This is a genomic window from Limnohabitans sp. INBF002 (assembly GCF_027924905.1).
GTDB lineage: Bacteria > Pseudomonadota > Gammaproteobacteria > Burkholderiales > Burkholderiaceae_C > Limnohabitans.
Genome location: NZ_AP027055.1, coordinates 1,453,064 through 1,469,534, shown reverse-complemented (window position 1 = coordinate 1,469,534; position 16,471 = coordinate 1,453,064). Strand labels below are relative to the sequence as shown.

General features: G+C 55.8%; 13 protein-coding genes and 1 other RNA gene. 7 read left to right on the top strand and 7 right to left on the bottom strand.

The window, feature by feature from the left end:
- The first annotated feature begins 57 nt into the window (after window positions 1-57).
- The 5 genes from QMG15_RS07220 (at window position 58) to QMG15_RS07200 (ending at window position 9,460) form a co-directional block, all read left to right on the top strand.
- Window positions 58-3,966, top strand: coding sequence for a hemagglutinin repeat-containing protein (locus QMG15_RS07220; protein WP_281788027.1), 3,909 nt, complete (start codon window positions 58-60; stop codon window positions 3,964-3,966).
- A gap of 62 nt (window positions 3,967-4,028) precedes the next feature.
- Window positions 4,029-4,427: a surface-adhesin E family protein gene (locus QMG15_RS07215; RefSeq protein ID WP_281788026.1), complete on the top strand. Its 399-nt coding sequence runs from the start codon at window positions 4,029-4,031 to the stop codon at window positions 4,425-4,427.
- 106 nt (window positions 4,428-4,533) lie between these two features.
- Window positions 4,534-7,014, top strand: coding sequence for a DNA internalization-related competence protein ComEC/Rec2 (locus QMG15_RS07210; RefSeq protein ID WP_281788025.1), 2,481 nt, complete (start codon window positions 4,534-4,536; stop codon window positions 7,012-7,014).
- A gap of 44 nt (window positions 7,015-7,058) precedes the next feature.
- On the top strand, window positions 7,059-8,504 hold the full coding sequence (locus QMG15_RS07205; RefSeq protein ID WP_281788024.1) for a circularly permuted type 2 ATP-grasp protein: 1,446 nt from the start codon (window positions 7,059-7,061) through the stop codon (window positions 8,502-8,504).
- 2 nt (window positions 8,505-8,506) lie between these two features.
- Window positions 8,507-9,460 (top strand): alpha-E domain-containing protein, encoded by a 954-nt coding sequence (locus QMG15_RS07200; RefSeq protein WP_108401409.1) that lies wholly within the window; start codon window positions 8,507-8,509, stop codon window positions 9,458-9,460.
- An 8-nt stretch (window positions 9,461-9,468) separates the two neighbouring features.
- Here the strand turns inward: QMG15_RS07200 and rho are convergent, their stop codons facing one another.
- Complete coding sequence (gene rho, locus QMG15_RS07195) at window positions 9,469-10,731, bottom strand: transcription termination factor Rho (RefSeq protein WP_108358770.1); 1,263 nt, start codon at window positions 10,729-10,731, stop codon at window positions 9,469-9,471.
- A gap of 208 nt (window positions 10,732-10,939) precedes the next feature.
- Window positions 10,940-11,272: a thioredoxin TrxA gene (trxA, locus tag QMG15_RS07190; RefSeq protein WP_108358769.1), complete on the bottom strand. Its 333-nt coding sequence runs from the start codon at window positions 11,270-11,272 to the stop codon at window positions 10,940-10,942.
- Between the two features lie 69 nt (window positions 11,273-11,341).
- Between trxA and QMG15_RS07185 the strand changes: the two genes are divergently transcribed.
- Entirely contained in the window at window positions 11,342-11,995 is a 654-nt protein-coding gene (locus QMG15_RS07185; protein WP_281788023.1) for a DsbA family oxidoreductase, read from the top strand.
- Here QMG15_RS07185 and QMG15_RS07180 read toward each other — a convergent pair.
- Window positions 11,992-12,864, bottom strand: coding sequence for a formate/nitrite transporter family protein (locus QMG15_RS07180; protein ID WP_281788022.1), 873 nt, complete (start codon window positions 12,862-12,864; stop codon window positions 11,992-11,994). The genes QMG15_RS07185 and QMG15_RS07180 overlap by 4 nt on opposite strands.
- Before the next feature lie 86 nt (window positions 12,865-12,950).
- Between QMG15_RS07180 and QMG15_RS07175 the strand changes: the two genes are divergently transcribed.
- The gene (locus QMG15_RS07175) at window positions 12,951-13,232 is read left to right on the top strand and encodes a hypothetical protein (RefSeq protein WP_281788021.1); all 282 of its coding nucleotides are present in this window, start codon (window positions 12,951-12,953) and stop codon (window positions 13,230-13,232) included.
- Here QMG15_RS07175 and QMG15_RS07170 read toward each other — a convergent pair.
- From QMG15_RS07170 to QMG15_RS07155, 4 genes are all read right to left on the bottom strand, one after another.
- The gene (locus QMG15_RS07170; RefSeq protein WP_281788020.1) at window positions 13,222-13,659 is read right to left on the bottom strand and encodes a hypothetical protein; all 438 of its coding nucleotides are present in this window, start codon (window positions 13,657-13,659) and stop codon (window positions 13,222-13,224) included. The genes QMG15_RS07175 and QMG15_RS07170 overlap by 11 nt on opposite strands.
- A 54-nt stretch (window positions 13,660-13,713) precedes the next feature.
- Window positions 13,714-13,810: signal recognition particle sRNA small type (gene ffs / locus QMG15_RS07165), an RNA gene on the bottom strand.
- Between the two features lie 44 nt (window positions 13,811-13,854).
- Window positions 13,855-14,334, bottom strand: coding sequence for a hypothetical protein (locus QMG15_RS07160; RefSeq protein WP_281788019.1), 480 nt, complete (start codon window positions 14,332-14,334; stop codon window positions 13,855-13,857).
- Window positions 14,335-14,527: 193 nt separating this feature from the next.
- A complete protein-coding gene (locus QMG15_RS07155; RefSeq protein WP_281788018.1) occupies window positions 14,528-16,252 on the bottom strand; it encodes an alpha/beta fold hydrolase in 1,725 nt (574 codons plus the stop codon).
- Between the last annotated feature and the right edge of the window lie 219 nt (window positions 16,253-16,471).

Sequence of the window (16,471 nt, the reverse complement as noted above, 5' to 3'; positions counted from 1 at the left end):
TGCCCATCGAAACACCTTGCTTTTCGATTCAGCGTCTTCAACTTCAAAACGGCTCTGGTGTACAACCTCACGGCCAACAACATAGACAACACAGCCACAGGCGAAATCTCAGCCAACACTACCCAAGTCAATGCAAACAGCACCTTGACTAACCGAGGATTGATTGACGGTGTGGACACGCAAGTCAATGCCAACACAGTGACCAATATTGGCACAGGCCGAATCTATGGCGACCACCTCAGTATTGCAGCGATCAATCTCACTAACAACACCGAAACCATTGCAGGTGTGACCAAAGCAGGCACGATTGCAGCGCGTGATCGTCTAGACCTCGGCATCAGCGGCACATTGACCAACCGAGAGCATGCCCTCATCTACAGCGTGGGAGATATGGCAATAGGTGGGGCGTTGGATGCGAATCGTCGAGCAACAGGATCGACGGCAACATTAAATAACAACAGCGCAACGATTGAGGCAGGCCGTAACTTAAGCCTTTCTAGTGCCACAGTTAACAACACCAATGACCACTTTGCTTACGAGATCAGAGTGGCGACTACAGAGTTAAACGTTCGAGAAGATATCAACTCTGGTTTATATCGGGTATTCACACGCACAACCTATTTGCCATATCAAACGGCCAGTGATCCAGCGCAAATTTTGGCAGGTGGTGACATCAACTTGAATTCAGCCAACGCCACCAACTATGCCAGTCACATTTTGGCGGGTGGTGTGTTGAGTATTGGTTCATCCACGTTAGCGAATACGGATGTGATGGCAACCAAGAGCATCCGTGACGTTGGGACGACTTACACCTTGGTGCATGTGCCAGGTTCGGGCATTTGCGGAAAAATCTCAATCAACTGTGTTCATGCCCATGACGAATGGCAAACAGGCCCCTATGACAGCACAGCCAACAGCACGGTGGTGGTCGCGCAAATTACTGCATCCAGCAATAGTGGCGCACAGGTGGGCGTGCGCACTCAAGCTGCAGTTTCGGGTAGTACCAGCGGCGCAGGGTTTGCCAATGCACGCAATGGGGCCGTGCCTCCGACCACACTGCCCACAAGCAGCCTGTACAAGAACAACCCATCGCTCACTTCGGCCTATCTGATTGAAACAGACACCCGTTTCATTGACCGAAAACTTTGGCTAGGCAGCGACTACATTACTCAGAGCTTAAGCCTTGATCCCACAGTCACTCAAAAACGCTTAGGTGATGGGTTCTATGAACAAAAGCTTATCCGCGAGCAGGTGGCAGAACTGACAGGCCGCCGCTTCTTAGCTGACTACACCAGCGACGAACAAGAATACAAGGCGCTGATGACCAGTGCTATCACGTTTGGCCAGAAATACAACTTGCGCCCGGGCATCGCCTTGACAGCACAGCAAGTTGCCCAACTCACCAGCGACATCGTGTGGTTGGTGGAACAAACAGTCACCTTGCCGGATGGCTCCAACCAAAAAGTCCTCGTACCTCAGGTGTATGTCAAAGTCCAACCGGGTGACTTGGACGCAAGCGGCGCATTGCTTGCAGGCAAAGACGTGAATATCAACCTCAGTGGCGATTTGACCAATAGTGGCACTATCGCTGGGCGCAACGTGGTCAGCCTCACGGCTGAAAACGTCAATAACTTAGGCGGGCGTATTGGTGGCAACGATGTGAGTGTGGCCGCACGACAAGATCTCAACAACATTGGCGGCAGCATCGGTGCAATCAACAGTCTGAGTGCAACCGCAGGGCGAGATTTGAATATTCAAACCACCACCCAAAGCACCAACACACAAGTTGGTTCAGCCAACTTTAGCCGCACAGGTGTTGACCGTGTGGCGGGTTTATACGTTTCGGGAGCCAACGGCACATTGGTGGCCAGCGCAGGCAGAGACATGAACATCGTCGCAGGCGTGGTCAGCAACGCGGGTAGTGGTGCAACCAGCTTAAGTGCGGGCAACAACTTCACTCTTGCTTCTGTTCAGACAGGCGAACAAAACAACATCACGTGGGATGCGGACAACCACCTGAACTACGGCAACACCCAAGCTGTAGGTAGCACCCTTAGTGGCGGTGGAAATGTCAATCTCAAGGCAGGCAATGACCTGACAGCCACAGCAGCCAATGTGCAGGCTACCAAAGCACTGGGAGTGCAAGCCGGTGGCAGCGTCAACATCTTGGCAGGAGAAAACACCACCAACTTAGACGAAGCCCATAAGACATCCAGTGGCGGTGGTTTCTTGGGCGGGTCAACCTTGGTGACACGCAATGTCAGCAACACCAGCACAGCGGTTGGCAGTAATTTTGGTGGTGGCACGGTAGACATTGCGGCCAACACCAAGGACATCAATGTCAAAGGCTCTAACGTGGTCAGTGACAACGGCACCACACTCACAGCTGGTGGCAATGTGAGCATTGAAGCCGCGCAGAACACCAGCCAGCAAAGCAACTACAGCAAACAGACGGATACGGGCTTCTTAAGTGGCGGTGGCCTCAGCCTGAGTTACGGCACTCGCACTCAAAGCAATGATGGCAAAGATACCACCACCACAGCTGCAGCCAGCACGGTGGGCAGCGTAGGTGGCAACGTGAGCATCACCGCGGGCAACCAATACAAACAAGTGGGCAGCGATGTGGTTGCACCTAATGGAGACATCACCATCCAAGCCAAGACGGTGGACATTCAAGAAGCCCGAGAAACCAACAAACAAAGCACAGAACAAAAGTTTGAGCAAAGCGGCCTCACTTTGGCAGTCACCAGCACGGTGCTTAGCACGTTAGAAAACGCACAAAGCCAAATCAAGGCCACGACACAAACCAGCGATGGTCGTATGAAAGCACTAGGCGCAGCAAACGCTGCAGCCAACGTGAAGATGGCTGCCGATGCTCTCAAATCGGGACAGGGCGATGAAAATGGTATGGTCAAAACAGGTGCTGAAGGCGCAGATGGCAGTCCAGAAGTAGCACAAGCCAATGCCGCAGACAAAGCAGGCGGCATTCAAGTGTCTTTGAGCTACGGTCAAAGCAGCAGCCAAAGTAACAGCACCGCCACAAGTGATACAGCAAGAGGCAGCACCGTCAAAGCAGGCGGTGCCACCACAATCAAAGCGACAGGCGCTGGGGCGGACAGCAACCTCACCATCCAAGGCAGCGACGTGAGCGGCAGGCAAGTGAACCTAGAAGCCGACAACAACGTCAACTTAACGGCAGCCCAAAACACCAGCACCCAAACCAGCGACAGCAGTAACAGCAGCGCCAGTGTTGGTATTGCACTGCAACTAGGGGCGAGTGGTGGTGGTCTTGGTTTTACAGGCAGCGTCAGCAAAGGCGGTGGCAACGGCAACGGCAGCGAGACCACGTACACCAACACGCACATTGCAGGCGCAGACAGTGTGAGCATCAAGAGCGGCTCAGACACCAATGTCAAAGGTGCGACGGTAGAGGGCAAACAAGTAACAGCCACGGTAGGCGGCAACTTGAACATTGAAAGCCTGCAAGACACAGCCACCTATGTTGAGAAAAACCAACAAATAGGCGCATCAGGTATGGTGGGAGCAGGCATGAGCGGCAGCGTTAACTACGCCAAAAGCGACATCAACAGTACCTATGCAAGCGTGACGGAGCAAAGCGGCATCAAAGCAGGCGATGGTGGCTTCACCGTCAACGTGCAAGGCAACACCGACCTCAAAGGCGGCGCCATTACCAGCACGCAAGCTGCGATAGACAACAACAAAAACGCCTTCAGCACAGGCGGCACGTTAACGACAAGCGACATAGAAAACAAAGCCAGCTACGAAGCCAAGAGCGTGAGTGTTAGCGCAGGTGCAGGCGGCTCACCCATGCCAGGTCAAGGCCTTAGCGCAGCGCTTTGGCATTCCCCCAAATCAGTAGACATATTTCATCACGCAGTCCGACTTGCGCGCCAAAGTGGTGCGCATTTCTTGCTCAAGTTTTCAGTAGCCCCGCCGATACCCTAGACAAGTCAGTTTTATCTTTCATATCTACCATGCGCTCACGCCATTTTTCTGTTGTTGCTTTCGTGTTGACCAGCCTTTTGGCTTGGGCTGCACCTGCCTCGGCCGAGTGGAGCGAGCTGGTGAAGGAAGACGAAGCCACGTATTACTTCGACAAAGAAGCGGTCATGCCCGTGCACGTGTCGCGTTTTGCTTGGGTGTTGACCGATTTGCCCAAGGCTGAAAAGACCCCCACGGGCGAGAGCTACAAGTCGATGATGTTGCGCGTGCGCATGTACTGCAAGAACGACACCGTGGTGCGCCTGTCTGTGAGCTACTTTGACAAGCAAATGGGCAAGGGCAAAGAAGTGGCCTCGGACGATGTGCACGAATGGCGTCCACGCGAATACCCGATTCGTCCTAATACTTATCTGGCCGCTTTGAAGAAAGAAGTGTGCGGCGGTTCCAAGGCCGCTGCGGGCTAAACCCAGCACCTCTGAGATGCCTCAAGCCCCTGCCGAATGGTTGGGGCTTTTTAACTTGTGAGTGGGCATCGCCCACGTGCCGCCACGTTGCACTGAACATGCGGCCATGTTTTCTGTCATCACACCTTTGGCCTTGGGCTGGATTGCGGGCACGGCTTTGCAGTTGCAGCAGGCGCAGTTGTGGGCGGGGGAGGTGTATTGGGGTTTGGGGGCAGCGGCTATAGCGGTTGCTTTTGTTGTTGTGCGCGTCAGCCGTGTGTTGTCTGGCGCAGGGGCACAAGCCGCTGTTTGGTTTGCGTTGGTGGGCGTGTTATCAGGTGCGTTGGCTTTTGCCCAAGCAGGCGCACGAGCCAGCCACTACGCCCAAAGCGCTTTGAACCCCGCACTCGAAGGCCGCACTTTGCACGTGGTGGGCATCGTGATCAATTTGCCGCAGCGCATGGAAGACAGCGCGCGGTTTCGCTTCGAGGTGGAATCGGCTCGCGACAGCGATGGCGCACTGGTGCAGCTGCCGCCGCAGTTGCTGCTGGGTTGGTACGGCAACCGATTGAATGGCAATGACGACAAAGTGCAACCTCCGCCTGCAGACTTGCGTCCCGGCGACCGTTGGCAATGGGCGGTGCGCCTCAAAGCGCCGCATGGCCACATCAACCCACACGGTTTTGATTACGAGCTGTGGCTGTGGGAGCAGGGCTTGCAAGCCACGGGCTATGTGCGCAACGGAGCCAAAGACTTACCGCCGCAATGGTTAGGCAGCACATGGGCTCATCCCGTGGAGCGGCTGCGTCAGCGCGTGCGCAGCGCCATCGACGCACGCGTGGCCGACCGTGCAGTGGCCGGCATTGTGTCGGCCTTGTTGGTGGGTGACCAAGCGGCGATTGAGCGTGCGGATTGGGATGTGTTTCGTGCCACCGGCGTGGCGCACCTGATGGCGATTTCGGGTTTGCACATCACGGGCTTGGCGTGGCTGGCAGCTTTGTGTGTGGGCTGGTTGTGGCGGCGCAGCGATGTGTGGTCGCCCCGTAAACCTTGGAGCTTGTGGCTACCCGCGCCCATTGCCGCAAGTGCGTGTGCTGCAGCGGTGGCGCTGGCGTATGCGGTGTTCACGGGTTGGGGCGTGCCCGCACAGCGCACAGTGTGGATGTTGGCGGTGGTCACGCTGCTGCGCGTGTATGGTTTGCGTTGGCCTTGGGTGCAGGTGTGGTTGAGCGTGTGTGCGGTGGTGTTGGCGTTAGACCCGTGGGCGCTCATGCAAGCTGGCTTTTGGCTGAGCTTTGTGGCGGTGGGTGTGCTGTTTGCATCGGGTTCGCATGCGCCTGCCACCACGCTGTGGGCCGCTGCCCAACGCATGTGGCGCGAGCAGTGGTTGATGAGTGTCTGCTTGGCCCCGCTCACTTTGCTGCTGTTTCACCAAGTGTCGGTGGTGGGTTTGTTTGCCAACTTGCTGGCCGTGCCATGGGTGACCTTGGTGGTGACGCCGCTGTGTTTGTTGGGGCTGGTGTTGCCATTCGCATGGAGCTTGGCGGCTGAGGCTTTGCAGGGGTTGGTGTGGGTGCTCAAAGCGTGCGCGGGTGTGTCGTGGGCGCAATGGTCTGCACCTGCTGCGCCTTTGTGGGCGGGGGCAGCCGCGCTAGTGGGTATGGGCGTGTGGGCTATGCGCTTGCCCATGTGGTTGCGTTGTTTTGGTGTGGCTTTGGTGTTGCCGGTGCTCAGTTGGCAAACACCGCGCCCTGCACACGGTATGTTTGAACTGGTGGCGGCTGACATGGGGCAGGGCCACGCGGTGTTGGTGCGCACGGCCACGCACAGCTTGCTGTACGACACAGGGCCGCGTTACTCGGCCGAGACCGATGCCGGCCAACGTGTGCTGGTGCCACTGCTGCGTGCCTGGGGTGAGCGGCTAGACCGCATCGTCATCAGCCACCAAGACAGCGACCACAGCGGTGGCGCGCCTGCGGTGATGGCGATGCAGCCGCAAGCGGATGTGCTGACTTCTATTCCATCAGAGCATCCGTTGCAGCAATTAGGCGCTATGCAGCGCTGTGAGCGCGGGCAGTCGTGGACGTGGGATGGTGTGCAGTTTGAGGTGTTGCATCCGAGTGCGGCTGACTACACACGCAACCTCAAACCCAATGCGCTGAGTTGTGTGTTGCGCGTGACGGCTTCGCGTTTGCAGGCCAGCAGCACAGGCGATGTGGCCTTACATCCCACACACGCGCGGCAATACAAAGACAGAACCGTGTCGGCCTTGCTCGCGGGCGACATCGAAGCCGCCCAAGAGCAAAACCTCCTGGAAAGCGGCCAAGCCCTACAAGCCGATTGGCTGCTGGTGCCGCATCACGGCAGCGCCACATCGTCCACGCAAGCCTTTCTGGATGCGGTGCAGCCCAGCGTCGCCATCGTGCAAGCGGGCTACCGCAACCGCTTTGGTCACCCTAGGCCTGATGTGCTGCGTCGCTACAGCGATTTAGGGGTGCTCGTGGTGCAAATACCCCGTTGTGGTGCATCGACATGGCGCAGTGAGCAACCCAACTTGGTGCAATGTGAGCGAAATCAAAGACAACGCTATTGGCAACACGTATTCTGAAGGCTGGCATCCAATTTGCGTAAGTGTTGCTAGGAGTTCCCAAGATGCACAAGTTTGATGAAATGTATGCCCAGCTGCCGTTTATCGACAGCGCGGTGCGCCCCCACTACCGGAACTACTTGGATTGGCTCAAGCGCCAAGACCCACAGACCATGCGCGACAGGCGCGAAGAGGCCGAGATGATTTTTCGTCGCGTCGGCATCACCTTCGCGGTGTACGGCGACAAGGATGAAGACGGTGCAGGCACCGAACGCCTGATTCCGTTTGATTTGATTCCTCGCATCATTCCCGCCCACGAGTGGACGAGCATGCAACAAGGCTTGGTGCAACGCGTGAATGCGTTGAACATGTTCATCCACGACGTGTACCACGAGCAGAACATTCTCAAAGCCGGCCTCATTCCGAGTGAGCAGATTTTGAACAACGCGCAGTACCGCCCCGAGATGCATGGGGTGGATGTGCCGCATCAGGTGTATTCGCAAATCAGCGGCATCGACATCGTGCGTGCGCCTGATGCCCAAGGCAACGGCGAGTACTACGTGCTCGAAGATAACTTGCGTGTGCCCAGCGGCGTGAGCTATATGCTGGAAGACCGCAAGATGATGATGCGCCTCTTCCCCGAGCTGTTCAGCCAACACCGCGTGGCCCCGGTGGCGCATTACCCAGACTTGCTCTTAGAAACTTTGCGGGCCAGCAGCCCATCCACCACCGACAACCCCACCGTGGTGGTGCTCACGCCTGGCATGTACAACAGCGCTTACTTTGAGCATGCCTTCTTGGCGCAACAAATGGGTGTGGAGTTGGTCGAAGGCCAAGACCTGTTTGTGAAAGACAACTTCGTCTACATGCGCACCACACGCGGCCCTAAGCGTGTGGACGTGATTTACCGCCGTGTGGACGATGACTTCTTGGACCCCAGTGTGTTCCGTTCCACATCGACCCTTGGCTGTGCCGGTTTGATGGAGGTTTACAAAGCAGGTCATGTGAACATTTGCAACGCGGTGGGCACCGGCATTGCCGATGACAAGTCGATCTATCCCTATGTGCCGCAAATGATTGAGTTCTATTTGGGCGAGAAGCCCATCCTCAACAACGTGCCCACCTTCCAATGCCGCAAGAAAGACGACTTGGCGTACACGCTGGCCAACCTCGACAAGCTCGTGGTGAAGGAAGTGCACGGCGCAGGTGGCTACGGCATGTTGGTCGGGCCTGCCGCGACCAAGGCTGAGATTGAAGAGTTCCGCCAAGTGTTGCTGGCCAAGCCCGATGGCTACATCTCGCAGCCCACGCTGAGCTTGTCGAGCTGCCCCACGTATGTGGAGAGCGGCATTGCGCCGCGCCACATCGATTTGCGTCCCTTCGTGTTGAGCGGCAAGACCGTGCAAATGGTGCCCGGCGGCTTGACCCGCGTGGCGCTGAAAGAAGGCTCACTGGTGGTGAACTCGTCCCAAGGCGGCGGCACCAAAGACACATGGATTCTTGAGGTTTAACTATGCTGAGCCGTACCGCTGACCACCTGTTTTGGATGTCTCGCTATACCGAGCGAGCCGAGAACACCGCACGCCTGTTGGACGTGAACTACCAAACCTCTTTGCTGCCGCAGTCTGCCGAAGTGGCGCTGCTGGGCTGGGAAGGCTTGCTGTCCATCAGTGAATTGCTGCCCGCCTACCAAGCCCGTCACGGCGACATCACGCCACAACGCGTGATGGAGTTCATGGTGAAGGACGAGAACAACCCGTCTTCCATCATCTCGTGCTTGCGCGCTGCGCGTGAAAACGCACGCGCTGTGCGCGGCAGCCTCACCACCGAAGTGTGGGAAACGCAAAATCAAACGTGGTTGGAACTCAACCGCATCTTGAAGAGCGGTTTGTTGGAGAGCGACCCCGGCGAGTTTTTTGAATGGGTCAAGTTCCGCTCGCATCTCTCACGCGGCGTGACTGTGGGCACCATGCTGATGGATGAAGCTTTGCACTTCATGCGCTTGGGCACTTTCCTAGAGCGAGCTGACAACACCGCACGTTTGGTGGATGTGAAGTTCCACGCCGTGCATGGTGATTTGTTTGCCGATGGCACAGAGAAAACTGAGCAGCACGACTTCTACCACTGGAGCGCAATTTTGCGCAGCGTGTCGGGCTTTGAGATTTACCGCAAGGTCTACCGTGATGTGATTCACCCCGAGCGCGTGGCCGAGTTGTTGATTCTTCGCGCCGACATGCCGCGCTCGCTGCATGCGTGCTTGAACGAAGTGGTGAACAACATCTCCATGGTGTCGGACGATCGCTCGTTAGAAAGCTATCGCCGAGCAGGCAAGTTGTGCGCCGAGATGGAGTTCAGCCGCATTGAAGAAATTTTGGCCAATGGGCTGCATGCCTACCTCACGCAGTTTTTGGACCGCGTGAATGAAATTGGCGCAAGCATCAGTCGGGAGTTTTTGGTCCCGAATTGATTCGGGGATTAACCGCCGCGACGCATCATGTCGAAGAACTCGACGTTGGACTTGGTCGCCTTCATGCTCTTCAAGACCATTTCCATGGATTCGATTTCGTCCATGTTGTACATGAACTGACGCAAGATGCGGGTCTTTGACAAGATCTCGGGTGGCAACAACAACTCTTCGCGGCGTGTGCCGCTGCGGTTGAGCTGAATGGCTGGGAACACGCGCTTTTCGTACAAGCGGCGGTCGAGGTGAATTTCACAGTTACCTGTGCCTTTGAATTCTTCAAAGATCACTTCGTCCATGCGGCTGCCAGTGTCGACCAAGGCTGTGGCGATGATGGTGAGTGAGCCGCCTTCTTCCACTTTGCGTGCTGCGCCAAAGAAGCGCTTGGGGCGTTGCAAGGCGTTGGAGTCCACGCCGCCAGACAACACTTTGCCCGATGAAGGCACCACGTTGTTGTAGGCGCGAGCGAGGCGGGTGATGGAGTCGAGCAAGATGACCACATCTTTTTTCAATTCCACCAAACGCTTGGCGCGTTCAATCACCATTTCAGCCACGTGCACATGGCGTGCGGCGGGTTCGTCAAAGGTGGAGGCAATCACTTCGGCTTTCACCGAGCGTTGCATTTCGGTCACTTCTTCGGGACGCTCGTCCACCAACAACACCATCATGTGGGCGTCGGGGTAGTTGGCCGCGATGGCGTGGGCGATGTGCTGCATCATCACGGTCTTACCGCTCTTGGGCGGGGCGACGACCAAGGCGCGTTGGCCTTTGCCGATGGGCGCGATGATGTCGATGATGCGGCCGGTGATGTTTTCTTCGCCCTTGATCTCGCGTTCCAGCTTCATCTGTTCGCGGGGGAACAGCGGGGTCAAGTTCTCGAACATGACCTTGTGCTTGTTGTTCTCAGGCAGATCGTCGTTGACCTTGTCAAGCTTGGTCAGTGCAAAGTAGCGCTCGCCGTCTTTGGGGATGCGCACTTCGCCTTCAATCATGTCGCCGGTGTGCAGGTTGAAGCGGCGCACTTGGCTGGGGCTGATGTAGATGTCGTCAGTCGAGGCTGTGTAGCTGGTGTCGGGGCTGCGCAAGAAGCCAAAGCCGTCGGGCAAGATTTCGAGCACACCATCGGCAAACACTTGTTCACCCGCGCGAGCGCGCTTTTTGATGATGGCAAACATCAGCTCTTGCTTGCGCATGCGGCCTGTGTTTTCGATTTCGAGTTCTTCGGCTTGTTTCAGCACTTCAGACACATGCAGTGCCTTGAGTTCGTTCAGATGCATCTTGGGACTCCAGTAAGGGAGTTCGTTAAAAAAATTGGGGGGGAGGTCGGAGCGAGGTGAGACATACCTCTGGACCGGAATTCAAGCCCTGATGGGGAGCCGAGTAGCCTCATGGGCCGCAAGGTGAATTCGGATTTAATTATGACAGGAAAAAAGCCCGCAGACCAAATAATCTGCGGGCTTTCAGGATTGACGTTTTTGGCAGTTTTTAAGCCAATTGTTGGTCAATGAAGGCGGTCAACTGGGCTTTGCTCATGGCGCCCACTTTGGTGGCAGCCAGTTGGCCACCTTTGAACACCATCAAGGTGGGGATGCCACGGATGCCCAGCTTGCCGGGGATGTCGCGGTTTTCGTCCACGTTCATCTTGGCAATTTGCAGCTTGCCTTCGTAGGCGGTGGCTACTTCGTCCAAGATGGGGGCAATCATTTTGCAAGGACCGCACCATTCGGCCCAATAGTCCACCAACACGGGTTTGTCAGCTTGCAGAACGTCTGCTTCAAAGCTGCTGTCGGTGATGTGTTTGATCAAATCGCTGGCCATGGTTTATTTCCTCTTTCAATTGGCGATAGAGCTACAGTTGGGGCATTGTGGCAGAAACCAAGTACCCCCATGAAAACTCTCACCATTGATGTTGTCTCCGATGTTGTCTGTCCCTGGTGCTATGTAGGCAAACGCCGCTTAGAACGTGCTTTGGCACTTTTGGCAGTTCAGCACCCCGATGTGGACCCCGAAGTGCGCTGGCACACCTTCCAGCTGAACCCCGACATGGCCCCCGAAGGCATGGCCCGCGCGGACTATGTGCGCAACAAGTTTGGCGACGAAGGCAGTGCCATTTACGAACGTGTGGCTGGCGTGGGCAAAGAAGTGGGTATTCCGTTTGCGTTTGATCGCATTGTTCGACAGCCCAACACGGTCGTGGCGCACAGCTTGATTGCCGTGTCTGAGCCCGGCATGGTGCAAGACGCGATGGTGGAGGCCTTTTTCAAGGCTTATTTTCTGGACGGCCTGGACCTGACCCAAGCCTCGGTGTTGCTAGACATTGCCGAGTCAGCGGGGATGGACCGTGCGGTGGCCGAGCAACATTTGCAAAACTCGGCGCTGCACAGTCAAACCATTGACAGCGACAAAGCCGCGCGTGAAATGGGCATCACGGGCGTGCCGTTTTTCATCTTCAACCGCCAAGTGGGTTTGTCGGGTGCGCACGAGGCCGAAACCCTGTTGCAAGGCATGGTCGAGGCGATGAACGCCGCCACAGACGATTAATCTTTTTCGATCAACGGGGTTTGAAGGGGCCGGGCCACTGCCGCCACGCGGTAGATGAGGTGATAAACCAAGCCCACAAAGACGCTACCGCCCACGAGGTTGCCCAAAATCACGGGCACCAAGTTGCCCAACATGCCCGCCACGCTCAAGGCATTGCCCGCTACGCCAAGGGCGTTACCAGCAGTCACTGGCTCAACGTATTGAATGATGAGTGCGAGCTGCATGACATACATATTGGCAATGCTGTGTTCAAACCCCGCCGCCACAAAAGCGGTGATGGGGAAGACGATGGCAATCACCTTGTCTATCACGCTGCGGCCCGCCATGGCCATCCACACCGCCATGCACACCAACACGTTGCACAACACGCCTCTGAAAAATGCTTCGTGCCAGACTAGATTTTGTTTGGCCAGTGCAATTTTCAAAACGGTTGTGCCAATGGCTCCGCCATTCATGTGCGTGTGACCGCTCAGGTACACCAGCAGTGCCAAGCCAGTGGTACCCACAAAGTTGGCCGCGCACACCCAGAGCCAGTTGCGCAGCACTTCGCGCGTGGTGATTTGCCCATCCGCCCACGCCATGGCCAGCAAGTTGTTGCCTGTGAACAGCTCAGCCCCTGCAATCACCACCAAGATCAAACCTAAGCAAAACACAAAGCCGCCCAGCAGCTGGCTGACGGCAAAACTGAGGCTGGCGTCGGACTTGACGATGATGAAAAGCAAGCCGCCCAAGCCAATAAATGCCCCCGCCAACAAGCCCAGCATGACCAAGGGCAGGGTGGCCATGTGCGCTTTGGCGACGCCCACGGTTTCTACTTTGGCGGCGATTTCTTTGGGGGCATAGGCATCAGAGCCAAACAGTTCGGGCATAAGCGTTGTGGCGAGTGTTGATTTGCTGAATTTACTACTTCAACTGGCAGAATTGATGCACTCTTTGTTTTTTTCGGAGCCTATGTATGTCTCAGTCATCTTCCAACATGGTTCGCGCCTTGGTGTTGCGCGAGCTAGAAGCAGGCAAACGTGACGATGGGCTGTGGCTGCAAGCCATGTCTGAATCAAAGATGGACTCAACCAAAGCACAGGTGCGCTACTTAGAGTTGCGCACACAAGCCATGCAAGGTGATGTGAAGGGTTTGCTGATCAAGCAAATTCGCGGTGCAGTGGCGCAAGACAGTGGCGTGCGTCTAAGCAACGCCAGCTTGGCGGATTACCTGTCGGCCAAAACCCTCAACAAATAACGTTGCGCAGTTTGGGCGGCATGTCTATCGCGGGGTAACGCTTGGCCGGCTTGACTTGCGTGCGTTGGAGCGACAGCATGAGTTCTGTGTACGCCGAAGGGTCTGGCAACTTGAATTCATGTCCCATACCAATGTGTGTCGCAGCGGCTTTGCGTTGCAACAACTGAGAAACCATCATGTGGATGTAGGCGTCTTTGGCGCTGTCTGACCAGGTTTCCCACTCTTCGCGGAAGGTCTTGATGTGGGCGCGCAAAAATTTGCCCAACTCAGCACTTTCGACCTCGTGCTGGATGGTTTCGTGGGCCTTGTCGATGAAAGGCTGAATCGCATCGGGGGTTTGAATTTCTGCAGGTGCAGACGCCTTGTCGGGCGCTTCGGGAGCGCTCGGTGCAGGATCTTGGGGTGCTTCTGTGATTTCTTCGGCCATCCCACCGTATCGGCACGGGTTGAGCTTTTCTTTAGCGGATAAAGAAAAAATATAGGTGACGGGCCCGACCCTCAGCACTGGCTCCACAGTTAGGGCTGCTCGGTTCCCCGCCTGACCCAGTTGGCCGCTTCACCATGTGAGGAGGCCCGTCGAACTCAATTGTAGGACACAAGCGAGTTTTTCAAGCCCGCCGCATCAAGCTTCTTGCTTTTTTGGGGTCTTGGCTTCTTTGATGAGGTGGTGGTGGTTCGACGCGGCGCTCCACGACTGGTTCGCCAACTCAGCCGTGCGCTTAGACGCCACTTGTGCAGAGTCAATCACATGGTTGCTCATTTCCAAAGCCGATTTGAATGCGGTCAGCATCAAAGCCGAGCTGGCCAAGGAGCCATTGGGAAGGTGATCAATGGACGAGCTCAGCGATTCGCTGCTTTCAATCAATTGTTTCTGAAGCGCGTTCATGAAGGCCAGATGCTCTTGGTAACCCATTGAGTTTGTTTTCAACGCAAACTCAATCCAATCGTTGGCGGTGGCCGCCATGTGCTCGGAGGTCATCTGCATGGCCGCTGTCGAGTTTTTGGTTTGAAAAATATCGAGGCAACGTGCTTGCGCTTTCTCCATCATTTTGGTGTTTTCTTTGACCGCCAGCTCCATGAATTTCTTCATGTAGTTGGACAAAGAGTTTGAGTAAAGCGAGCTTGATTGCGTCAATAAATTGAGATGAGGCATGGATTGATCTTTCATATAGCTACCCTGTTGGTGAAGTCGGCAAACCGATGGTGTGGATGGAATGAGTCAGACGTTGACTCATTCACAGTGTCTGGTTTAGGCGCGAAAAAATGCGTTCGCTAAGCCACATACCTCTGCTTGCTCAGTCGTCGTATCGCACGAAGACATATGAGCCGGGGGCTTTGGCGATGGGGTCAAGTGCTTCGCGCTGATGCGCAGGGATTGAGCCGCTGCTGTGCGCCACAAGCCACGCATGCCATGCCGGCCACCAAGACCCGTTGACAGACCTGGCCATGTGTTGCCAAGTTTGCGGGGACTCGATACGTAAATCCAAAGGCATGGTGTGGTGCTGGTAGCTGCGATCAGTCGCGCCTGGCGGCGAAAGAATGCCTGCGTTATGTCCGCCACTGGCCAGAATGAATGTCACTTCCGATTGGGTGAGTCGGCTCACCTCATAGGCCGATTGCCAAGGCGTGACATGGTCTTTCACGGTGCCTACGGCAAACACGGGCACACGAATGTCGGACAACGAAACCGGCGCGTCATCCACTTCGTATTGGCCCAGTGCGAGCGCGTTGTGCAAGTAAAACTTGTGCAGGTATTCGCTGTGCATGGACGCTGGCATGCGGGTGACGTCGGCATTCCAAAACATCAAATCGCTCATCACATCGGGTTGTCCCAACCAGTACTCGCGGATGCGTGCAGACCAAAATAAATCACGTGCTTTCAAGAATTGAAAACACGCGGCCATTTGTCGACCGCTTAAGAAGCCTTGCTCCGCCATGATGTCTTCAAGCAAAGAAACTTGAGGTTCGTCTATGAACACGCCCAACTCGCCAGGGTTACTGAAATCTAGCTGTGATGCCAGCAACGTCATGGACGCCACAGGTGCAATCTTTTCTGCCCCTTGGATTGCGCCAGGTCGTGACAGCGCAGCAACTGCCAGCCCCAACAACGTGCCGCCCAAGCAATACCCCACGGTATGAATCGGTACGCCTTGGGTGCGCTCGGTGACGACCGCCAAATTGTTGAGGACCCCAAGCTCTAAGTAGTCCCGCATGTCGAGTAGCGCATCTGATGCATCGGGATTGCGCCAAGACAACATGAACACCGTGTGACCTTGATCGACCAAATACTTCACCATGGAGTTCATCGGCGAGAGGTCAAGGATGTAGTACTTCATGATCCATGAGGGGACGATGAAGATGGGTTCACGTTGGACGCGTTGTGTGCTGGGCGTGTACTGAATCAGTTCAGCCAAGTGGTTGCGATGGATCACTTGACCGGGTGTGCAGGCCACATCTGTGCCAATGCGAAATTGCGTTTCCTTTTCCAAACGTGGCAAGCCTTGGTGGTCTCGCCAGTCATCCATGGCGTGGGCCATGCCGTGTGCCACGCTTGCACCCTGTGTGTCGAACATGGTTTTTAAGATCGTCGGGTTCAGCGCGGGTGAATTGCTAGGCGACAGCATGTCCAGCCATTGACGGATGAAAAAGTGCATCACGTCTTGGTGGTGATGCTCCATGCCGCGCAACTGGGTCACTTTGCTCCACCAAGACTCCACCATGTGGTGCATGTCTTTGGCACCCGAGAACGGCCACGTTTGCCAGTTGGCATCGGCATAGCGTGGGTCGTCGGCGGTGAGGTCTTTCTGAGCGGCATGCGCCTCAATGGTTTGGCGCCAAGTTTCTAAGGTATGGCACATCAACAGGTTGGGTGAGGTGGCCATGTGGTAGGCCCAATCCGTGCCTGCCAGTGCCAGTGAGATGGGGGAGAGCCCACCGGTCAGCGCAGCCAGCGAGACCTCAATTTGACGGTCGAGCGCGAACGCCAAGTCAGACGCTGATCGATCTGGCGAGTCACACATATTGGGTCGATTGATCACATCTGCATTTCATGAATAAAGGAGTGAGAAAAGTCTAGCCAGCCAGAGCCCAACACATCTGTGCGATGCCTCACCCATCCGGCAATCACGTTTATCACTTTTACGTGTGATGGCGCACAGTGGGATTGACGCCCCCTTCGTACATTGAATCCGTATCAGTTTTATGTGATTCAGTATGAGCAAAACATTTGATCCATCCGT